This window comes from Stenotrophomonas sp. Nf1 (assembly GCF_003028475.1).
Taxonomy (GTDB): Bacteria; Pseudomonadota; Gammaproteobacteria; order Xanthomonadales; family Xanthomonadaceae; genus Stenotrophomonas.
In genome coordinates this window covers 96726-117487 of record NZ_PYTV01000012.1, presented here as the reverse complement: position 1 = coordinate 117487, position 20762 = coordinate 96726, and the positions used below count along the sequence as shown (strand labels likewise).

At 65.7% G+C, this 20762-nt stretch carries 18 protein-coding genes and 1 tRNA gene; 10 read left to right on the top strand and 9 right to left on the bottom strand.

All coding sequences use genetic code 11. The features are described 5' to 3' along the window. Positions 1-344: 344 nt before the first annotated feature. Positions 345-752, bottom strand: a complete 408-nt coding sequence (locus tag C9412_RS18865; protein WP_107233015.1) for a hypothetical protein — start codon at positions 750-752, stop codon at positions 345-347. Positions 753-1342: 590 nt separating this feature from the next. Here C9412_RS18865 and C9412_RS18860 point away from each other — a divergent pair. Then, entirely contained in the window at positions 1343-2626 is a 1284-nt protein-coding gene (locus C9412_RS18860) for a PAAR domain-containing protein (RefSeq protein WP_258190360.1), read from the top strand. A gap of 1338 nt (positions 2627-3964) precedes the next feature. Here the strand turns inward: C9412_RS18860 and C9412_RS18855 are convergent. Beyond that, positions 3965-4312 carry a helix-turn-helix domain-containing protein gene (locus C9412_RS18855; RefSeq protein ID WP_107233013.1) on the bottom strand — a complete coding sequence of 116 codons (348 nt, stop codon included), beginning with the start codon at positions 4310-4312 and terminating at the stop codon, positions 3965-3967. 102 nt (positions 4313-4414) lie between these two features. Between C9412_RS18855 and C9412_RS18850 the strand changes: the two genes are divergently transcribed. The 3 genes from C9412_RS18850 to C9412_RS18840 all read left to right on the top strand — a co-directional run bounded on the left by C9412_RS18850 (position 4415) and on the right by C9412_RS18840 (position 8822). Next, a complete protein-coding gene (locus C9412_RS18850) occupies positions 4415-5404 on the top strand; it encodes an MDR family oxidoreductase (RefSeq protein WP_107233012.1) in 990 nt (329 codons plus the stop codon). Between the two features lie 149 nt (positions 5405-5553). Next, the gene (locus tag C9412_RS18845; RefSeq protein WP_107233011.1) at positions 5554-8307 is read left to right on the top strand and encodes a UvrD-helicase domain-containing protein; all 2754 of its coding nucleotides are present in this window, start codon (positions 5554-5556) and stop codon (positions 8305-8307) included. 128 nt (positions 8308-8435) lie between these two features. Beyond that, positions 8436-8822 (top strand): DUF6713 family protein, encoded by a 387-nt coding sequence (locus C9412_RS18840; RefSeq protein ID WP_107233010.1) that lies wholly within the window; start codon positions 8436-8438, stop codon positions 8820-8822. A 45-nt stretch (positions 8823-8867) separates the two neighbouring features. Here C9412_RS18840 and C9412_RS18835 read toward each other — a convergent pair. Then, positions 8868-8957: transfer RNA gene (locus C9412_RS18835), tRNA-Ser, on the bottom strand. A gap of 124 nt (positions 8958-9081) precedes the next feature. Between C9412_RS18835 and C9412_RS18830 the strand changes: the two genes are divergently transcribed. Further along, the gene (locus tag C9412_RS18830; protein WP_107233009.1) at positions 9082-10155 is read left to right on the top strand and encodes a DUF4241 domain-containing protein; all 1074 of its coding nucleotides are present in this window, start codon (positions 9082-9084) and stop codon (positions 10153-10155) included. 54 nt (positions 10156-10209) lie between these two features. Here C9412_RS18830 and C9412_RS18825 read toward each other — a convergent pair whose 3' ends face one another. Further along, a complete protein-coding gene (locus C9412_RS18825; protein ID WP_107233008.1) occupies positions 10210-11202 on the bottom strand; it encodes a LysR family transcriptional regulator in 993 nt (330 codons plus the stop codon). Between the two features lie 127 nt (positions 11203-11329). Here C9412_RS18825 and C9412_RS18820 point away from each other — a divergent pair, with 127 nt between their 5' ends. Both C9412_RS18820 and C9412_RS18815 read left to right on the top strand, forming a co-directional pair. Next, positions 11330-11917 (top strand): NAD(P)H-dependent oxidoreductase, encoded by a 588-nt coding sequence (locus C9412_RS18820; RefSeq protein WP_107233007.1) that lies wholly within the window; start codon positions 11330-11332, stop codon positions 11915-11917. 168 nt (positions 11918-12085) lie between these two features. Next, positions 12086-12436 carry a ligand-binding protein SH3 gene (locus C9412_RS18815; RefSeq protein WP_107233006.1) on the top strand — a complete coding sequence of 117 codons (351 nt, stop codon included), beginning with the start codon at positions 12086-12088 and terminating at the stop codon, positions 12434-12436. A 206-nt stretch (positions 12437-12642) separates the two neighbouring features. Here the strand turns inward: C9412_RS18815 and serS are convergent, their stop codons facing one another. Further along, a complete protein-coding gene (gene serS / locus C9412_RS18810; RefSeq protein WP_107233005.1) occupies positions 12643-13923 on the bottom strand; it encodes a serine--tRNA ligase in 1281 nt (426 codons plus the stop codon). Between the two features lie 113 nt (positions 13924-14036). Between serS and C9412_RS18805 the strand changes: the two genes are divergently transcribed. Both C9412_RS18805 and C9412_RS18800 read left to right on the top strand, forming a co-directional pair. Then, positions 14037-14675 (top strand): energy transducer TonB, encoded by a 639-nt coding sequence (locus C9412_RS18805; protein ID WP_107233004.1) that lies wholly within the window; start codon positions 14037-14039, stop codon positions 14673-14675. Positions 14676-14794: 119 nt separating this feature from the next. Next, positions 14795-15355 (top strand): energy transducer TonB, encoded by a 561-nt coding sequence (locus tag C9412_RS18800; RefSeq protein ID WP_107233003.1) that lies wholly within the window; start codon positions 14795-14797, stop codon positions 15353-15355. A gap of 122 nt (positions 15356-15477) precedes the next feature. On the opposite strand, the gene aroA is transcribed toward C9412_RS18800, so the two are convergent. The 4 genes from aroA to C9412_RS18780 all read right to left on the bottom strand — a co-directional run bounded on the left by aroA (position 15478) and on the right by C9412_RS18780 (position 20284). Continuing rightward, positions 15478-16785, bottom strand: coding sequence for a 3-phosphoshikimate 1-carboxyvinyltransferase (gene aroA / locus C9412_RS18795; RefSeq protein WP_107233002.1), 1308 nt, complete (start codon positions 16783-16785; stop codon positions 15478-15480). Between the two features lie 79 nt (positions 16786-16864). Then, positions 16865-18070, bottom strand: a complete 1206-nt coding sequence (gene pheA / locus C9412_RS18790; protein WP_181358733.1) for a prephenate dehydratase — start codon at positions 18068-18070, stop codon at positions 16865-16867. Between the two features lie 45 nt (positions 18071-18115). Next, the gene (serC, locus tag C9412_RS18785; RefSeq protein WP_107233000.1) at positions 18116-19201 is read right to left on the bottom strand and encodes a 3-phosphoserine/phosphohydroxythreonine transaminase; all 1086 of its coding nucleotides are present in this window, start codon (positions 19199-19201) and stop codon (positions 18116-18118) included. Between the two features lie 276 nt (positions 19202-19477). After that, complete coding sequence (locus C9412_RS18780) at positions 19478-20284, bottom strand: FHA domain-containing protein (protein ID WP_107232999.1); 807 nt, start codon at positions 20282-20284, stop codon at positions 19478-19480. Positions 20285-20409: 125 nt separating this feature from the next. Between C9412_RS18780 and C9412_RS18775 the strand changes: the two genes are divergently transcribed. Beyond that, a complete protein-coding gene (locus C9412_RS18775) occupies positions 20410-20685 on the top strand; it encodes a polyhydroxyalkanoic acid system family protein (protein WP_107232998.1) in 276 nt (91 codons plus the stop codon). Positions 20686-20762 lie beyond the last annotated feature (77 nt).

The following is a 20762-nucleotide window of genomic DNA, read 5'->3' as shown; positions in this document are numbered from 1 at the left end:
TGCAGACGCAGCTGGCGTGGCTGCCGGGCGTCGAGCGTGATCGCCCGCATCAGTGCGACAACAGCGGCTTCCGTGCCCATGCAGAATCTCCCTCGGGTAGTGGGAGAACTGTTGGGCAGGGCGCCGCTGATTGCCGAGTGTTAAGCAAGACCTGTGCTTCACATCACGATTTCCGTCATCGAACAAGCTCTTTGCGACAAACCTGGGGAGCGACAGATCGGCAATTGCGACACCGCCCTCAACAGTTCCGCCGATCCTGTCGAAGGCGACACCGCAGCGCATGTTAGAAGCAGAGATGTAAAGACCACTTGCAGCGCCCCTCCCTTCGCACTGCGCCCATTGACCTATGGCACCAGACAACGCTCAACCTGCAGCGAAAGCGCTTCGCAGGCGTCGAACAGGCCATCAACCAGTGCTGCGGACGGACAGCTGCGCGGGTCATCGTTCTCACGCGCGACATGCGCGGCATGCAGCACGGCGCTGAGCGCGGCAATGCCTGACGCACTGCGCGTGGCCAATGCCAGATCGAATGCACGCGCGGGCGTGAGACGGGTTTCCGTCCAGGCCTGACCGTCGGCGCGACGTTGCTTGCCGTAGCGGTCGAGGAAGTCGAAGAACGCGGAGCGCGGAATGGACTCGGCCGCATCGCTGAGGGCATCTTCCATCTTCTCGGCCAACGCATTGGGAAGATCGCGCACGGCATCGCCGAGCAGAGCATGCAGGCGGGGATAGTCGGGGAGCAGGTCGGACATGACGGCAACCTCACAGGTATGGCCACCTGCAGATGCAAGGTGGCGGACGGTGCGGGTTGGCGTGCCGGATACGAGATACGAAAGCCGGCGGATCGCTAGATCCCCACGCACCGTCCACCATGGACTGGCAAGCGGTGCATTGTCGGGATTGCAACTTCTGTCGCAAGCCCAACGCCGTGTATCTCGTAAGTTCGGGACGCCAATCCCGGCCAGGGCGGATGCCTTGGCAGCGCCATCGTTGCCGCGTTGCTTCGCTGCTGAAAAGTAGGGAAATACCACACCGGCTCGTTATCGCGCCGGGTGCGTCAAAAGATGGCGAATGGACATCGGATGGCGCTCGGTTCGATCGCTCCCCTATCCGCCGCCGCTCTCGCAAGCAAGGCAAACGCGACACTTCACGGTTGCCCGCCATTTCCAGATGGGCCGCTGCGCGTTCCGTTGCAGGCATACGCGCATTGCTCAGGAACTGTCGCAACTGACAGAGCCGCACGTCGCAATCGAGCCGCTCGCGTCAAATTTCCTGACGCAGAAGCGTCGCGTCCTTTACGCGCCGAAAGCTGAAACACCCTGCCACAGCTGGTTTTCCCCGTATGCATGACCTTTGCACGGCCGCACGCGCCGCCGAACTGGATCGCATCCTGCATTTCGTTCTGGAACGGAAGCGAAACATGGCAAGGAACTGGATTGTGGTGGGCGACCCGACCTCCAGCGGTGGCCGCGTGATCACTGGCTCAAGCAGAACCGACATTGACGGCATGAGCGTTGCCCGCGTCGGTGACAAAGCGACCTGCCCGACGCTGCATCAGGGCGAGTTCTCCATCGTCGAAGGCGATATCACGACCACCATCGACGGCCAGCCGGTTGCACTGCATGGCAGCGCGCTGGCCTGTGGCTGCCGTGTCCTGTCTACCCAACAGACCCGGGTGTACGTCACCACCAACGGAGGCGACGGCCGGACGCTCGCAGGTAATGCCCGCCCGACAACCGAACTCACCTCCGCCCTGCAACCCGCAGCCTCGCCATCTCCCCGCACTTTCGACCAGGCAATCCGATTTGTCGGCAGTCGAGGAAACCCGCTGGCCGAACTGCCCTACACGTTGTATCTGGACGATGGCAGGGCCGTCTCCGGCACCACCGATGCACAGGGCGGTACGGCGCGGATCTCGACCGCGCAGAGCCAAGCCGTGGTGCGTGCGGAACTACGTCCGCCAACGGTGCTGACAGGGTGCTGTGTGCGCATGGCGCCCGGCACCGATGGTGCACCGGAGATATTCGATCTCGAGGGTGTGATCACCACGCCACAGGACCTGGGCGTTTCGGTCGTGGAGGTGAGCGCCCCCGGCCATGAGCGGAGCCTTACGTTCGGCGAGATCGAGATGGCACGACTGGTGTTTGGCGACTCTGTCGACTACAGCCGGGTAAAGGTTCACAACCATGGCTACTGGCTGTTTTTTGGGTTCCAGCACAAGGACACTGGCGTCACGCCCAATGGCGAAATGTACTTTCCGAAGGGAATCTATCGCGACGACTACTCCTTGGATACCTTGAGACTCCAGGCCTTCTTCATCCACGAGATGACCCATGTCTGGCAGTACCAGCTCGGCTATAACGTCAAGCTGGTGCGAACACCCCGTCCGAACATGAGTTACGACTATGTGCTCGACAAGACGCGCCTGCTGCATGACTACAACATGGAGGCTCAGGGCGACATCCTGGCGGACTACTTCCTCGTAACATTCCGTGGCTCACGGTCGAGCATGAGCAATTCGCGGTATCACGCGACGGTGGATATCGAAGCATACTTTGAACATACCCTCTCCCAGTTCCATGCCGACATCTCAAGCAGGAACAACTTACCGAGAACAACCCGATGATGCGCACACAGATCCCGGCGATTCTATTGGGACTCCTCCTTCCCACATTGGCCAGCTGCTCATCACCGCCAGGTCGCTATCAGCAGGCGACGATACAGAACCAAAATGGCCTACCGTGCTTCGGCGTACCCGACACCAAAGAGACGCGCGGCAACGCGCCGATTGTCACCGGCGTGTCAGTGACAGAAGTAGGCTCGGGTGGTGCACCGATATGGGAACACGATTTTCTGCGCGAGAGGGCGAATGAACCCTCACTCCCTCCCAACCAGTGCCTCAAGTACGGCGATGGCTCGGCGTCTGCACCGATGCTGCGTCCAGGCAAACGGTACCAAGGCGAAATATGGGGCCGAACTCCAGGCATACCCGGCAGGAAGGGCGAAGCCGAGGCCCGTGTCTTCAGTGTCTGCTTCCAAATGGTGGAAGCGAGCGGAAAGGGTATAGAGCCCGTCGTATCGAATTGTTCGACCGCGCTGCCCGCCGGGCCACCGCCTGTTCGGATGGAAGACAGATAGCGAAGGTCCCACAGGGAGAACTCCATGAAACGAATACAAGCATGGATGCTGTCAGCTCTACTGCTGCCGATGATGGCCAGCGGTTCAGCGCCCCCTGGCCGCTACCAGCAAGCGACGATTTGGGACCTCAATGGCATGCCATGCTTCGGCGTAGCCGACACGCGCGAGGCACGTTCCGCCCCCCCTCTGATCGCGGGCATTACGGTGATGGAGGTGGGTTCGGGGGGCACGCCAATCTGGGAGCGCGTCTTCCTGCGCGCCGGAACTACCGAGCCCGCGCTGGGTCCCGATCAGTGCATCGGCTACGGTTTGGGGGGAACGCCCGCCGGCCCCTTGCGCATGGGCGCGCACTATCAAGTGGAAATCTGGGGTAGAACGCCTGGCACACCAGGCAATAGTGGCGAAGCGCAATCACGCTGGTATCACGGCTGCTTCCATGTAGCGGAAGTCATTGGCAAGAATGAAATAAGAACGGCGGTATCGGATTGCTCGACCGCACGCTCGTCTGGACCACCAGCGACGCACTTGGACGGGAAGAATAGGATACTCCGTTGACTACCAGGTGGTCCTTTCCGGATATACGCCAGACAACCCAGACAATGGAGCCGTGGGACAGAAGCGTGTATTCGGCGCCTGCTTCCACCTGCGTCAATCCGCCGATGGCCGCGAGTTGAAGCCTGTCGTGGTGGCCTGCGGGAAGGTGCCTCCATCTCCGCTGCCCCCGTCATGAGCGGAGGACCAACGGCTTGCGCGGCTCAGAGCACGATCGAATGAATCGCTGCGGCAGAAGCTTCACCGCACTTCCGGCCTCGCCGGCGCCCAGCCTTCAGCTGTCCCCACGCGCGCCCTGGTAGCCGCGATAGGTTTCACCCCATTCCCGCATCGCCAGCAGCACCGGCACCAGCGTGCGCCCGAATTCGGAAAGCTCGTATTCCACCTTGGGCGGCACCTCGGGATAGACATGGCGGATCACGACCCCATCGGCCTCCAGTTCCCGCAGCTGGCTGGTCAGCATCGACTGGGTGGCGTTGGGTACCCGCCGCGTCAACTCCATGAAGCGTCGCTTGCCGGCCATCAAGTGAAAAAGAATGATCGGCTTCCACACACCACCCATCACCGACAGCGTGACTTCCACGGCGCAACCGCTCTTGCCATCCCAACGCCTGCTACGCATGCATACTCCGGAAAACCATAGTACCTATGAAAAAACATCGTTCTTGTTGCGATAACGGTGCGAGCCTAGCATGGGTCCATCCACTGAACGTGAGGCCCTTCCATGAGTTTCAAGGCACTACTGACCCGTAAAACCGACGACGGCGTTTCCACGCAACTGGTCGATTTCGATGAAGCGGACCTGATGGACGGCGACGTGCTGGTGCAGGTCGAGTACTCCACGCTCAACTACAAGGATGCGCTCGCCCTCACCGGCACGCGCCCAGTGATGCGGACGTTCCCGTTGATTCCGGGCATCGACCTGGCGGGCGTGGTACTGGAATCCGGCAACGCCGGTTTCCAGCCCGGTGACCGGGTCGTGTTGAACGGGTGGGATCTCAGCATGGGCCACCACGGTGGCCTGGCCCAGCGCGCCCGCGTGCGCGGCGAATGGCTGAACAGGATTCCCGGCAACCTCACCACCCGCGATGCCATGGCCATCGGCACTGCCGGCTACACCGCCATGTTGTGCGTGCTGGCGCTGGAGGACGCGGGTGTGACCCCGGAAAAGGGCGATGTACTGGTGACCGGTGCCAATGGCGGCGTGGGCTCGATTGCCGTGGCCATCCTTTCCAGGCTGGGCTACCGGGTGGTGGCCGCCACCGGGCGCCCGCAACACGCCGAGTATCTGCGCAGCCTGGGTGCAGCCGAGATCATCGACCGTGCGCAGCTTTCAGAACCGCGCGACCGACCCGTCAGTGCCGAGCGCTGGGCGGGCGTGGTGGATGTGGCCGGCGGCCCGACGCTGGTCAATGCCATCGCCGAGACGAAGTACCGCGGCGCCGTGGCGGCCTGCGGCCTCGCCCAGAGCGATGCACTGCATGGTTCGGTGCTGCCCTTCATCCTGCGCAACGTGACCTTGGCCGGCGTGGATTCGGTGAACGCGCCGCAGCACGTTCGCCAGCGCGCCTGGGATCGCCTCGCCACCGATCTGGACCCGCAGAAACTGGAAAGCACGGTGCAGCAGATCGGGCTTGCCGAAGTGCTGGACGTCTATGAGCAGATCATTCCGGGTAAGGTGCGCGGACGGATCGTGGTGGATGTGAACGCCTGACGCCTGTTACGTCAGCGGTGGTGCAACGCCACCGCTGGCAGCTGGCCTGCCCAGCCAGACGCCCTGCGCACGGCACCAAGCCCCCTTATCATGGGGGCGTAAGGGCGCTTTACGCCCAGTGACGTACGCAAGGCAGTATCTGGATGTCTATGGAATGGCGCCCCTCGGGCTGGGGCCAGCGTGTGACCCGCTCGCCGGACTGGCGACTGCGGCTGGATGGCGAGCATGTCGAGCTTCTGATTGGGGGCCGGCAGTACTCGCAGCGCTTGGATCACGATCAGCGCGTGCGGGTGCTTCCGGGCGTGTTCTGGGCCAAGGTAGCGCTGCAGACCGAGGATGGCCAAACGCTGTCTGTGGATGGCCTGCCGAACCGCCAGGCGTCCCGCCTCTCGGCGGCTGTCCAGAACGTGCTCTTTGCGCGCACCACGCGCGGGCGCAAGGCGCTCTTTGAGGAGATCCTGGAGCAGATCCAGTCATGGCTGAGCGCGGCGGACGCGCTGACCGATCGAGGTCACGCCAGCCGCCGCTGGATCACCCACGAGCAGCAGCAGGCGCTGCTGGCTGAGCGGCCGGCTCTGCCACTGCCGCCAGATGAGCTGGAGAGACTGTTCCTTGATGCGAGCGTGCACGACGACCTGCACTGCAGCCGCCATCTGGCCGCACTGGAAGCGCTCAATGACTGGCATCGGGATTGGCCCGCTGCCTGGGCCGAGGCCAACGAGGCCATGACCCAGCGCGAGCTGGTGCTGGCCAAGCACCTGCTGGACCACGTCGAGAGCAGGCCACTGACCGAAGAGCAGGCGCGCGCGGTCATCTGCTTCGATAACCGGGTACAGGTGGTGGCCTCGGCCGGCTCCGGCAAGACCTCCACCCTGGTCGCCAAGGCCGCCTACGCGATTGATCGCGGCTTCGTCGAACCCGAGCGCGTGCTGATGCTCGCCTTCAACAAGGACGCGGCCGAGGGACTGGAAGCGCGTGCGCAGCGCGCGTTCCAGCGGCTTGGCATGACCGATGCCGTGGTGGAAGCGCGGACCTTCCATGCGCTGGGCCTGGCCATCATCGCCAAGGCCACGGGGCGCAAGCCCGATATCCCGGATTGGGCCACTGACGCCACGCTGGGCTTCAACAGGCTCGCCGAACTGGTGGACGACCTGAAGGACCGCTCGAGCCACTTCCGCACCCAGTGGGACATGTTCCGCCTGGTGTTCGGCCGCGACCTTCCCCCGTTCGGCGCCGAGATGCTGGCCGACGGCTACGACCGCGATGGCACGCCCTACATCCGCACCCTGCAGGGTGAGCGGGTGAAGAGCCTGGAAGAATGCGTCATCGCCGACTGGCTGTTCTACAACGGCGTGGCCTACGACTACGAGCGGCGCTATGAGTTCGATACCGCGACCGACACCCACCGCCAGTATCGCCCGGACTTCTATTACCCCGACGCCGCGCTGTATCACGAGCACTTTGCGCTGGATGCCGACGGTCAGCCGCCGAAGCACTTCGCCAACTACAGTGAAGGCATGCACTGGAAGCGCCAGCAGCATGCTGCGCGCGGTACCTCGCTGGTCGAAACGACCTCGTTTGGCCTTCGTAGCGGCCACGCGCTGCAGCACCTGGCCCAGGCGCTTGGCGAGTCTGATGTCGAACTGGACCCGAACCCGGACCGAACGCTTCCCGAGCAGGGCGCAAAGCCGATGCCGGACGCTGACCTGATCGGGCTGATGCGCACCTTCATCGCCCATGCCAAGAGCAACTGCCTGACGCTGGAGGACATGGCTGGGCGCCTGCGGCAGATGCCCGAAGACCAGTTCAAGGAACGGCACCGGCGTTTCCTGGAGATCGCCGGACCGGTCTTCCAGGCCTGGGACAACGCGCTGGCCGACGAGCGCGGCATCGACTTCGAAGACATGCTCAACATGGCCGCAAGGCTGCTGGAACAGGGCCGCTACGAGTCACCCTACGAGCTGGTGATGGCCGACGAATTCCAGGATGCCTCACGCGCCCGTGCGCGACTCTGCCGCGCGTTGGTCAGCCGACCCGGCCGCCATCTGTTCGCGGTGGGCGATGACTGGCAGTCGATCAACCGCTTCGCCGGTGCCGATGTTTCAGTGATGACCGGCTTCCCGGAGTGGATGGGGCAAGGCCAGGTACTCAAGCTGGAACAGACCTTCCGCTGCCCGCAAGCGCTGTGCGATGTCTCCGGCCGATTCATCCGTCGCAATCCAGCGCAGATGGCCAAGGCGGTTCGCTCGGCGACGCCGGCGGTGGGTCCGGTGCTGCAGGCCTTCCAGCTGGCCCGCCGTGAGGAAGTGCAGGACGGAGTTCGCCAGTACCTGGCCACGCTGCACCAGCAACTGCTGTCCGGCGCACTGCCTCGCGGCCGCACCGGTCGCGTGACGGTGTTCATTCTGGGCCGCTACCGGAATGAGCGCAGTGCCTTGCCTGCGGACTGGAAGAGCGCGTTTGGCAGCACGATGGACGTCGAGTTCCTGACCGCGCATCGTTCGAAGGGGCGCGAGGCGGATTACGTGATTCTGCCGGGCATGGTGAATCGTGGCTTCCCGAGCCTGCGCTCGGATGATCCGGTACTTTCGCTGGCGATGCCCGAAGGCGATCCCTTCCCGCTGGGCGAAGAGCGACGGTTGTTCTATGTGGCGCTGACGCGTGCGCGGCGCTCGGTGGCGATGTTCACCCTGCAGGGCAAGCACTCGCCGTTCCTGGATGAGCTGGTGCAGGACGGCGTGGTGGAAGTGACGAGCCTGTCGGGTGTGGCGATCAATGAGGAACGCTGCCCGGCGTGCAAGGTGGGGGTGTTCGTGGAGCGGAATGGGCCGCATGGAGCTTTCAGATCGTGCTCCAGCTATCCGTTGTGCCATAACAAGCCCAGGGGTGGCCGTCGCGCATGAGTGCCTCTTTCTGCGTCTTCGTGGCGATGCGCGTACTGGCCTCACGATCATTCTGAGCTTCGCCCACGCCGGAGATCGACCCTCCATTCCGGCTGCTAGACTTTGCCGACTTTCAAACGGACGACCCCATGGAACGGTGGTATCTGGCAACACTGCTGGCATTGATCCTGCACCAGATCGATGCCGCGTTCTGGCAGGAGTGGGCCCTGTTCGGTGTTCCCGGCGGCGTCCAGGGGTTTCTGGTTTTCAACCTGATCGCCGTCGGCGCGCTGCTGCATGGCTATCGCCAGGTGGTGCTGGCCAAGCCCTCCGCGCGGGCCTATGCCCGCCTGTGCGGGGCAACAGGCGCCGGCACCGCCATGATTCATGTGGGCTTCGCCGCAGCCGGCCGTGACGAGTTCCTGCTTCCTCTCTCCATCGCAACCCTGGCGGCATGCCTGGTGGCTGGTGTCGGCCTGCTCGTGCAAAGCCGTCGTGCTACGGCGGCTCACGTGCAGATCGATGGCGCGGACTGAAGAAACGAAAAAGCCCCTGTAAAAACAGGAGCTTTTTGCAAAGACTGGCGGAGAGAGTGGGATTCGAACCCACGGAAGGTTTAACCCTTCGCCGGTTTTCAAGACCGGTGCCTTAAACCGCTCGGCCATCTCTCCAATCGGGTCCCGGTCGCCCGGGCAGCGCCGTATTCTCGCACGTGAAGGCCATTTGCCCAAGACCACCCTTGCCCCCGCCCTGCGCATGCGGCACGGTGGGGGCTCGACCGCATCCGGAGCCCCCATGGCCCACCTCGACCTGGCCAACCTGCGCACCATCCTGCTGGACGACACCCAGTTGGCCGCGGTAGCCCTGCATCGCACCCTGGCCGGCCACCTGCCGGTCAGCAGCGGGCAGCTGGTGGTCTGCGATCCGCTGGTCCAGGCCGAGGCGCCGGCGCTGGCCGACTACACCGCGCCGGCCGGCCGTCATCCGGTGGAGATCATCGTGCACAGCGGCCGCCCGGCGCTGGCCGTGGTCTGGTTCAAGCCTCGCCAGGCTCTCACTGCATCGGCCCTGCATTGGCAGATGACGCGCTGGACCACGCAGGACCTGACCGGCCTGGATGAGGACAGCTTCATCGGCTATCCGGTCGACGCCGGCATCGGCTGCTTCATGGATACCGACGCCCAGCAGGCGCTGCTGGCTCTGATCGAGCAGACCGCCGGCGAGGAAAACAGCGCGTGGTCCGATGCACTGATCGATCATGACGGCCTCGACGAAGGGGCCGAGTACCGCCCGTGGGGCGAGGATTCGCCGCATGGGTTGGTGGTATTCACCAGTGGCTGGGGCGACGGCGTGTATCCCAGCTATTGGGCGCTGGATACCTCGGGCCATCCAGTGGCGCTGGTCACTGATTTCCTGTGCATCCAGAACGGCGACGGGCGCGACGAGCGTGAGATCGCCGACCAGGCTTATCGCGACAGCCTGCCACCGGAAGAAGCCGAGGCCCTGGCGCGACTGGTGGCCGCCGTCGAGCGCGATGATGCCGACACATTGCGTGTACTGCTGAAGGACGCACCACAGCGCGCCAACCAGATCGAGCCCGGCTGCGGTGGTACCGCGCTGTTCGAGGCGATCCGCCTGGATCGACCCCAGGCGCTGCGGGTACTGCTGCAGGGTGCTGCACTGCCGGCGATGCCCGAGCGCCTGCACATGAGCAGGGTCACCAGCTATCTGGAGTACGCACGTTTCCTGAAAAAGCCACGCAGCGCCGAACTGATGGCGGTGTTGGAAGCGCCGGTGATCGCGGATCGGCCAGAACCGGTGGCAGCGCCGCGACGCAGCTTCTGGGACCGGCTGTTCGGGCGGAAGTGATCGGCACCTGATACAGCAACGCCGGGCATGGCCCGGCGCTACCGTTGATATCGCTCAGCCGGCATCCACCGCCAACGCGCCCAGCGCACTGGCCTTGATCCGCTCCTTGGCCTTCTCGCACGCACCATCGCAATGCAGGCGCGAGGCCTCCAGCTGCGGCGGCAGGTGCTCGGCCAGGAAGTCGATGAACACGCGCACCGCCGGCAGCAGGCCGCGACGCGAGGCGAACACGGCATGGCACACGCCCTGCGGCAGCGACCAGTCCGGCAGCACCACTTCCAGCTCGCCATTGCGTACTGCATCGGCGCACACGGTTTCCGGCAGCATGGTGATGCCGAAGCCGTCCTTGACCATGCTCTGCAGCAGCGGGAAATCGAAGCCGGCCACGCGCGGCTGCAGGTCGACCCGGCGCACCTCGCCTTCCGGGCCATGCAGCTCCCAGCGCTGGCGCGCTTCGTCTTCGCTGATGCTGAGGGTGACGTGCTGGGCCAGCTCCTCCGGGTCCTTCGGGCGACCGGCGCGGTCCAGATACTTCGGGCTGGCCACCAGCAGTTCCTGCACCTGGCCGAAGCTGCGCATCACCAGGCTGCCGTCGTCGTCCAGCCGCGAACGCACGCGCAGGGCCACGTCGTAGCCTTCATTGATGATGTCCACGCGGCGGTTGCTGATGTTCAGCTGCAGGCGCACCTTCGGGTACTGCTCAAGGAACTTGGGCAGCAGCTTGGGCAGCTGCATCTGCGCCAGCGACACCGGCACGCTGGCACGCACCACGCCACGCGGTTCCGCACTGAGGCGGTCCACCACTTCGCGCGCAGCCTGCGCCTCGGCCAGCATGGTCTGGGCGTGGCGGTGCACGCTGGTGCCGACGTCGGTGACCGCGAAGCGACGCGTGGAGCGCTGCAGCAGGCGCACGCCCAGGTCGGTCTCCAGCTGGCTGATGCGGCGGCTCAAGCGCGACTTGGGGATGCCCAGTGCGCGCTCGGCGGCGGCGAATCCGCCGTGGTCGACCACCATCGCGAAGTAGTACAGATCATTCAGGTCATGCATGCCCGAGTTCCATATCTAGAACAATACGTGGCATTCAATCACCTTTATCCCGTCTTTGCAACAACCTATCGTTCTCTCCGTCGGCGGGGCCTACCCGCTTCTTCCTTCCAGAACATAGGTGACTGCCATGAAGCTTCTGCATCTCGACGCCAGCGTGCTTGGCGAGAACTCCGTCTCCCGCCACCTGACCGCCGCCGTGGTGGCCCGGTTCAAGCAGCAGATCGAAGGCCTGCAGGTCGATTATCGCGATCTTGACGCCAATCCGGTACCGCATCTGCGCAGCAGCTCGCTGGCCAAGGCCGACGCGGCCGAAGCCGCCGATGCTGAACAGGTGCTCGAGCAGTTCCTGGCAGCAGACATCGTGGTGATCGGTGCGCCGATGTACAACTTCAGCATTCCGTCCACCCTGAAGGCCTGGATCGACCGCGTGGCCGTGGCCGGGCGCACCTTCAAGTACACCGAGAACGGCCCGGTCGGCCTGGCCGGCGGCAAGCGTGTGATCGTGGTCAGCAGCCGTGGCGGCATCTACACCGATTCGCCGGCCGACTTCCAGGAGCCGTTCCTGCGCCAGACCTTCGCCTTCTGGGGCATCAATGACATCGAGTTCGTGCGTGCCGAGGGCATTGCCTACTCGCCGCAGCACCGCGAAGACGCCATTGCCGGCGCGCTGGCGGCACTGCCGTCGCACGAGGCCGCCGAATCCGTCGCTGCGTAAAGCGTTCCAGCGCTCGGCGCCCCTCTCTCCTCGTCTGGGCGCTGAACGCGGGCCGGGATCCCCTCCCCCATCCCGGCCCACCCTGGCGGCCCCGCTCTGCGGGGCCGTTTTTTTGTGGACCGATTCCCGCACGCCGGGCCATGCCCGGCGGAAACGGTACAGTGGGTCATGGACTACATCGTGACGGCTGCGCACCGCAGCGAATTTCCGCATCCAATCACCCTGCGCCGAGGCCAGGCGCTGGTGGTGGGCGAGCGCTACGCAGGCCCGGAGGGCTGGGAGGATTGGTTCCTGTGCCAGGCCGAGGGGCAGCAGCCCGGATTCGTGCCGGCACCGGTGATCGGTCGTGATGCGCAGGGTGACGCGTATGCCACCGAGGCTTACTGCGCGCGGGAGCTGGATGTGGATCCGGGGCAGAGGCTGCGCGCAGTGCGCACGCTCAATGGTTGGGCATGGTGCGTGCCCGAGGCGGGCGAACCAGGATGGGTGCCGCTGGAGAAGCTGCGGGTTGTGGGGTGATCGCGGGGGTTCATCCACGCATGGCGTGGATCTACTGGAGCCTCGTTGGATTCACACTGGGCACCATTCGGTCAAATCCACGCCGCGCGTGAATGCCCGAGCATTCGGTAGATCCACGCCATGCGTGGATGCGATGCCATGCAAGCATGGCACCCACCAGAGCCACAGCAGTGCCATGCAAGCATGGCACCCACCAGAGTCGGTTGTCAGGCGATGGTTTCCAGCCCGCCCATGTACGGGCGCAGTGCTTCCGGCACGGTGATGCTGCCGTCGGCGTTCTGGTAGTTCTCCATCACCGCGATCATCGCGCGGCCAACCGCCACGCCCGAGCCGTTCAGGGTGTGCGCCAGCTCCGGCTTGCCGGTGGCCGGGTTGCGCCAGCGCGCCTGCATGCGGCGGGCCTGGAAGTCGCCGCAGTTCGAGCACGAGGAGATCTCACGGTAAGTCTCCTGCGACGGCAGCCAGACTTCCAGGTCGTAGGTCTTGACGGCCGAGAAGCCCATGTCGCCGGTGCACAGCAGCACCTTGCGGTACGGCAGGCCCAGCTTTTCCAGCACCACTTCGGCGCAACGGGTCATGCGCTGGTGCTCGGCGTCGCTGTCTTCCGGGCGGCTGATCGAAACCAGCTCGACCTTCTCGAACTGGTGCTGGCGGATCATGCCGCGCACGTCGCGGCCACCGCTGCCGGCCTCAGCACGGAAGCACATCGAATGGGCGGTCATGCGCAGCGGCAGCTGCTCGGCATCAACGATCTCGTCACGCACGATGTTGGTCAGCGGCACTTCCGAGGTCGGAATCAGGTAGCGCGTGGAGTCACCCACCGCAGTCTTGAACAGGTCGTCCTCGAACTTCGGCAGCTGGCTGGTGCCACGCAGCGAATCGGCGTTGACCAGCAACGGCACGTTGGTTTCCTCATAACCGTGCTCGCCGGTATGCAGGTCGACCATGAACTGGGCCAGGGCGCGGTGCAGGCGCGCGATCGGGCCACGCAGCACGGTGAAACGCGAACCGGACAGCTTGGCCGCGGTCTCACCGTCCAGCCAGCCGTTACGCGCGCCGAGCTCGACGTGGTCCAGCACCTTGAAATCGAACTGGCGCGGGGTGCCCCAGCGCGACTGCTCGACGTTGTCGTTCTCGTCGGCACCGGCCGGCACGTCATCGGCCGGCAGGTTCGGGATGCCCATCGAGATCGCTTCGATCTTCTCGCGCAGCTCGTCCAGCGCCACTTCCGAGGCCTTCAGCTCGTCGGCAAAGGCCGCGACCTCGGCCATGATCGCCGAGACGTCCTCGCCCTTGGCCTTGGCCTGGCCGATCGCCTTGGAACGGCTGTTGCGCAGGCTCTGCAGCTCCTGGGTCCGCACCTGGATGCGCTTGCGATCAGCCTCCAGGGACTCCAGGGCAGACACGTCGAGCTCGAAGCCGCGGCTGGTGCGCAGGCGTTCGGCGAGGTCGGCGGGCTGGTGGCGGAGCAGGGCTGGATCAAGCATGGCAGGTGTCGTGGTGGGTATCAGGGATGGGATTATCGCCTGTTATACGGATTTCTGCCGCCCGGTTCATTCCCGGCGTGGCAGAATCGGGGCATTCCGTACTGGTCCGGTCCATGTCTGCACCCCGCTCGTCGTCCGCCAAGTCGTTCACTGTGCATATCCCGCGCAACGCGCTGAAGATCGCCGGCATCGCCTTCGGCGTCGGCGTGCTGCTGTTCGTGGTGGTCTGGCTGACCGGCCGCGACAAGGAGTTCTTCCGCGCCGACCCGGCCGCTCAGACCCCGCAGGAGACCGCCCAGGTGGAACCGCTGCCGGAACCGCTGGCCGCCGCCGCCGGGTCCAGCGACATGCCCGATGCCAAACCGGCGCCGGTGGAAGAAGAAGCGCCGAAGCTGGTGGAAACCGCCCCGCCGCCGCCGGCCCCGGTGGCCGAAGCAGCCCCGGCCGCCACGGGTCCGGCGCCCGCCGTGGCCGCCAACAGCCAGCCGATGCCGATTGCCGGCCAGTCGCCACCGCCGACCTACCCTGCCGCTGCCCTGCGCGCCGGAGAGACGGGCAGCGTGGTGGTACGCGTGGATGTGGACGCCACCGGCTATCCCAACAACGCCACCGTCATCCAGCGCAGCGGTTCACGCGAGCTCGACCGTGCCGCCACCGATGCCGTGCGCCGCTGGCGCTTCACCCCGGCACACAGCAATGGCCAGCCCGTTCCGGGCAGCATTGAAGTGCCGTTCGACTTCAAGACCCAGTAACTGAATGTAGTCCGGCAGGCAAACTGAACCCTGCCGGTGGTGTTGACGCAGCACTGACACTTCCGCACGGCGGCTCGGGCAACACTCTGCACGTCGTCAATTGACGGAAGGAGTTTGCGATGACTGCCACCACCCACGAGAACCTTCATTCGACACACGACAGCCACGCACAGCAGCGGCCGACGTCGCCCTGGATGTGGATCGCACTGATCGTGGCGATGTTCGCTGCCGCACTGCTGTGGCTGCGTCACGCCAACCAGGACGACGTGGCACCGGCGCCGGTGGGCGAGCGGATGCTGCCGGCTGCGGAGCAGCCGCTGGCCGATGCGGCCGTGCCTGCCAACGGGCAGGCGGCTCCTGCCGCCACCCAGCGCCGTGCAGCACCGGCGGTGCGTAACCGCGAGGCGCGCCCGCTGGCCAGCAACAGCAAGCCGACCTACCCGGCCACGGCACTGCGCAATGGCGTGCAGGGCAGCGTGGTGGCCAGCCTCAATGTCGATACCCGCGGCCATGTGACCAATGCGGCGATTGTTTCGCGCAGTGGCGAACGCAGCCGTGATCTTGATCGTGCGGTGCTGAGCACCGTGCAGAACTGGAAGTTCCAGCCGGCCATGCATGAGGGCCGTGCGGTAGCGAGCGTGGTGCGGGTCCCGGTGGACTTCCGCACCGAGCAGCGTTGATCGCGGACGAGGGGTTCGTGATGTTTCGACGGAGGCTTCGGCCTCCGTCCTTTTATGCGAAGCATCGTGCCAACCAAGGTTGGCACCTACCGGGCAACGCGGTGCGGCGGTTGCGGTGCCGATCAGGCCAGGTTGAAGCCGGCACTGCGGGCCAGGCCGTCGAAATCCGGGAACGAGGTGGCGACATTGGCGACGTCGTTGATGCGCACTTCGCCATCGCTGATCTGGCCGGCAATGGCGAACGCCATGGCGATACGGTGGTCACCGTGGCTTTCGATGGTGCCGCTGCCCAGGCGCACACCGCCGTGCAGGGTGGCACCGTCTTCGGTTTCATCCACCTGCATGCCCAGCGCGCGCAGGCCGGTGGCCATCGCCGCAAGGCGATCGGATTCCTTCACCCGCAGTTCGGCCGCACCGGTCACCACGGTCTGGCCTTCGGCGGCCGCCGCCGCCACGAACAGCGCCGGGAACTCGTCGATCATGTCCGGCACCAGCGCCTCCGGAATACGGGCGCCCTTCAGCGGCGCGTAGCGCACCACCAGATCGGCCACCGGCTCACCGCCCTGCTCGGCCGGATTCTCTTCGGTGATGTCCGCGCCCATCAGGCGCAGCGCATGCAGCAGGCCGGTGCGACGCGGGTTCAGGCCGACCTGCTTCAGGCGCAGCGCGGAACCGGGAATGATGCTGGCAGCCACCAGGTAGAACGCCGCAGACGAGAAGTCGGCCGGCACCACGATATCGGTGGCGCGCAGGCGCTGGCCACCACGCAGGCGCGCCTTGCCCGGTGAGAATTCGATGTCCACGCCGAACGCCGACAGCATGCGTTCGGTGTAGTCGCGGGTCGGGTGCGGCTCGGTCACCGTGGTTTCGCCCTGTGCATACAGGCCAGCCAGCAGCACCGCCGACTTGATCTGCGCGCTGGCCACCGGCGAGGCGAAATCGATGCCGTGCAGCGACTGGCCACCATGCACGTGCAGCGGCGGCGTGCCATCACTCTCGGTGTCGATCTTCGCGCCCATCTGCGACAGCGGGCCGGTGACGCGACGCATCGGGCGGCCGGACAGCGATTCATCGCCGATCAGCGTGCAGTCGAAGGCCTGGCCGGCCAGCAGGCCGGCCAGCAGACGCATGCCGGTGCCGGCGTTGCCACAGTCCAGCGCCGCATCTGGCGCCTGCAGGCCGTCGATGCCAACACCATGCACGATGCGCTGCGACGGGCTGGGCGTTTCGATGCGCACGCCGAGCTGGCTGAAGATGCGCGCGGTGGCGCGGGTGTCTTCGCCTTCCAGGAAGCCGTCGATATGCGAGGTGCCATCGGCCAGCGCGGCAAACATCACCGAGCGGTGCGAGACCGACTTGTCGCCGGGAATGGTCAGGCTGCCCTGCAGCGGCTGGCCCTTGCGGGCAATCCAGTGTTGCGCGTTGCTCATCGTTCGATCATTCCGTAAACGCCGGCCGCGCCGGCGATGCATCAGGGGGCAGCGGCCACGGCCGCCGCGACAGCAGCACTCAGGGCACGGCCACCGGATAGGAGCCGAGCACCTTGATCTGCGCCGAGTGCGCTTCCAGTTCGGCCAGTGCGGCCTGCATCGGCGCGTCGTCGATATGGCCGGCCAGGTCGATGAAGAAGCCGTATTCCCACTTGCCATGGTGCGACGGGCGCGACTCGATGCGGTTCATGCTGATGCCATGGCGGGCGAACGGGCTGAGCACATCGAACAGCGCGCCAGGCTTGTCATGGATGAACACCAGCACCGAGGTGCGGTCGTGGCCGGAGGTCGGGAAGATGTTGCGGCCCACCACCAGGAAACGCGTGGTGTTGTCGGCATCGTTCTGGATCGGCTTGGTGACCACCTTCTTCAGGCCGTACACGTGGCCGGCACTCTCGCCGCCGATGGCCGCCGCGTCGTCGGCATTGCGCGCACGGCGCGCGCCTTCGGCGTTGCTCGACACCGGAATCTTCTCGGCCTTCGGCAGGTTGGCGCGCAACCACGCCGAGGTCTGCATGAACGACTGCGGATGCGCGTAGATGCGCTCGATGTCCTCGATGCGGCCGCTGCGCGACATCAGGTACTGCTGCACGCGCAGTTCCACTTCGCCACAGATCTTCAGGTTGGAGGTCAGGAACATGTCCAGGGTGATCTGGATGGTGCCCTGCCCCGAATTTTCCACCGGCACCACGCCGAAATCGGCATTGCCGGCTTCCACTTCCTGGAACACCTCTTCGATGCTGGCCATCGGCAGGCCCAGCGCCGAACGGCCGAAGTGCTTGAGCACGGCCTGCTGGCTGAAGGTGCCTTCCGGGCCGAGGTAGCCGATCTTCAGCGGCTCCTGCTGGGCCAGGCAGGCCGACATGATCTCGCGGTAGACATGCACCAGCAGCTCGTCGCTGAGCGGGCCTTCGTTGCGGTCGACCACCATGCGCAGCACCTGCGCTTCGCGCTCGGGGCGGTAGTAGTCGACGGCGGCGGCCAGCTTGCCCTTGGCCTTGCCGACCTGGTGGGCGAAACGCGCGCGCTCGGCGATCAGGTTCTGGATGTCACGGTCGATCTGGTCGATCTTCGAACGCACATCGGCCAGTGCCAGCGGCGCCAGGGTCGGCGCCGGGTTCGAGGCGGCCTTGGACTTCGCCTTGCTCTTGGGCGCCGCACTGTCCTTGGCCGGTTCGGCCTTGCTCGGGGCCTTCTTGCTGGATTTGCTGCTTGCCATCGGAATTCCTTGTTGCGGGGCACGCACCCGACGGTGCGCGCCGTTCATTGCTCAACCGTGACGCTGCTGGAAATCGGCCATGAAGGCGACCAGCGCCTCGGCCCCGGCCAGCGGCATGGCGTTGTACAGCGAGGCGCGGATGCCGCCGACCACCTTGTGGCCCTTCAGTGCCAGCAGGCCGGCGGCCTTGGCTTCGGCCACGAAACGGGCATCCAGATCGGCGTTGGGCAGGAAGAACGGGATGTTCATCCGCGAACGTGCGGCGTGCGCGACTTCGTTGCGGTAGAAGCCACCGGAGCCATCGATGGCGCCGTACACCAGCGCGGCCTTGGCGGCATTGCGCCTGGCGAACTCGGTCACGCCACCTTCGGCCAGCATCCACTTGAACACCAGGCCGGCCAGGTACCAGTTCCAGGTCGGCGGGGTGTTGAGCATCGAGTCGCGGGCGACGTGCGAGCGGTAATCGAAGATGTCCGCGCGCGGTTGGCCACTGCGTTCCAGCAGGTCGCGGCGGATGATCATCACCGCGATGCCGACCGGGCCCAGATTCTTCTGCGCGCCAGCGTAGATCACGCCGTAGCGGCGCACATCCAGTGGCTCGCTGGCGATGGACGAACTGAAATCGGCAATCAGCGGGACGTTGCCGGTGTCGGGCACATCACGGAACTCGACGCCGTGGATGGTCTCGTTGGCGGTGAGGTGCACGTAGGCCGCATCGGGCGAAAGCTGCCAGTCCGCGCGCGGCGGCAGCGTGCGGTAGCCATCGGCCTCGCTGCTGGCGGCGATGTTGACGTCCACGTAGACCCCGGCCTGCTTGACCGCGGTCTTGCCCCAGTGGCCACTGACCACGTAGTCGGCACGCTGGCCGGGGCTGGCGAAGTTGAGCGGGATCAGCGCCTGTTGGGTGGTGGCGCCACCGGACAGGAACAGCACCGCATAGTCGTCGGGGATATCGAGCAGGCGGCGCAGGTCGGCCTCGGCCTCGGCGGCCACGGACATGAATTCCGCGCCACGATGGCTCATTTCCACGATCGAAGCGCCGGACCCGTGCCAGTCCAGCATTTCCGCCTGCGCCTGGCGCAGGACCGATTCCGGCAAGGTTGCAGGGCCGGCACTGAAGTTGAACGCGCGCGTCATGTCACACCTGTGAGGCAAGATCCCTAGTATGCCGCACTGCACCAGCCTTGCGGCCTTGTGGCGCAAGGGAAATTTGGTTGCATTCGTATCCATTGGCCCGCAGCAATGTTCCGGTAGTCGCCGACCTTGGTCGGCGTACGCCGTCAGGCATCATGCCCGTCGGAGGAGCGTGCCGACCAAGGTCGGCACCTACCAAAGTCAAGCGTGCCGGCCGAGGTCGGCCCCCACCAAAGCCAGGCGTGGGTAGCGCCGGGCCAGGCCCGGCGGACGCAGGGTTCAGCGTGCGCCGAACCAGAGCAGCAGGCTGAGCAACGCCGCCAGCAGCAGCGCGCTGACCAGCAGCCACGGCCAACGCCGGACCCTGCGCGGCGCGACGGGCAGCACCGGCGCCTGCTCGATGTCCTGGCTGGCCTCATCCTCGTCCGGCAATGGGCGCCGGCGCGGGTCATGCGGAACCTCCAGCACGAACCGGTGCTGGCCATCGAACACCACCTGATCGCCAGCCTGCAGCCAGCAGTGGCGAACGGCCACGCCGTTGACCCGGGTGCCATCGGCACTGCCCAGGTCGCGCAGCAGCACGCGCTCGCCATGCACTTCCACGCGGGCGTGCTGTTCGGCGAACGCGGGGTCGTCGATGGCGATGTCAGCGTCGTTGCCACGACCGATCAGGCGCGCCCGCGACAGCGTGAAGCTGCGCCCATGGTGCAGGCCACCGACGCCACGCAGCAGGCGCTGCTGTTCGTCGCTACCCTCGTCACTCTTCGGCGCAGGCGCCTGCAGCAGGCGCTCGACCTCGCCCTGCAGCACCATCTCCACGCCATCGACGTACACCGCGTCGCCTGCACGCAGCAGGGCCATCCGCCGTACCGGCCGTCCGTTCACATGGATGCTGCGGATGCCGTTGCCGACCTGCAGCCACAGCCCCCGGTCATCCATGCAGAACTGCGCCAGCAGCAGGGCGCCATTGCCGCCCTCGCCCAGCCTGACGCTGCCGTTGGCCTGGCGCACGATACGCTGCACCCCGGGCCGCAGGGGCTGGTCGGGCTGTTGTTGTTGGCTGAAGTGGACAAGCAGGTTCTGCACGCGGCGCAGACTAGCAGGTTGCTCGCCAACGAAGAAGAACCGGTGATGAGTGCTTGGCGCGACGGCCCCCGATGCGCACAATGCTCGCCCTCATTGATCATCCCCGCCCTGCGCCAGGAGCCTGCATGTCCACCATCGATGTCCGCCACGCCCACGCCCTGCCCGACGCACAGGCACGCGCGGCGATCGAACAGGTCGCCGCCAAGTTGTCCGAACGATTCGGCCTGAAGTCGTCCTGGACCGCCGACGTACTGAACTTCTCCGGCAGCGGCGTGGACGGTGCGATCGAGCTGCAGCCGGGCGCCGTACGTGTCACCGCCAAGCTGGGCTTCCTGCTGTCGGCGATGAAGGGCATGGTGGAAGGCGAGATCCGGCGCGTGCTGAAGGAAAAGCTGGGCTGAATCCCTGCGGCGGCCGTCACGGTCGTGCAACGCCATCGCGCGCTACTCTCGGGGCAGGCCCAACTCCCACGGGAAGT